The 255-nt window shown below is 66.3% G+C and carries 1 pseudogene; it reads right to left on the bottom strand.

Annotated features, from left to right (window positions below):
* Positions 1–255: pseudogene (locus tag GM672_RS28780) on the bottom strand (SEL1-like repeat protein); the annotation flags it as partial.

The raw sequence follows: 255 nt of genomic DNA, 5'->3' as shown, positions 1-255 counted from the left end.
CGGGCTGCCGAGCTCCGCCGCCTTCCGGTAATAGGCCCATGCGATCTTGTCATCCTGCGCGGCACCGCCGTAGCCATGCTCGTGCGCGACGCCGAGATCGTAGTAGCCCCAGGCCTGGCCGGCCGCGGCGGCCGAGCGCAGGATTTCCACCAGCTTGTCCGCATCCGGATCGAGCACGTGGTTCTTCTCGAGGGGACCGAGGCCATTGCGATAGAAGTAGGCCATCAATGCGCGTGCTCCCCAGTCACCCTGGTT

It is taken from the genome of Pseudoduganella buxea (assembly GCF_009720835.1).
Classification (GTDB): Bacteria; Pseudomonadota; Gammaproteobacteria; order Burkholderiales; family Burkholderiaceae_D; genus Rugamonas; species Rugamonas buxea.
Note: the sequence above shows the minus strand (reverse complement) of the source record. Positions and strands in the feature narration are given on the sequence as shown.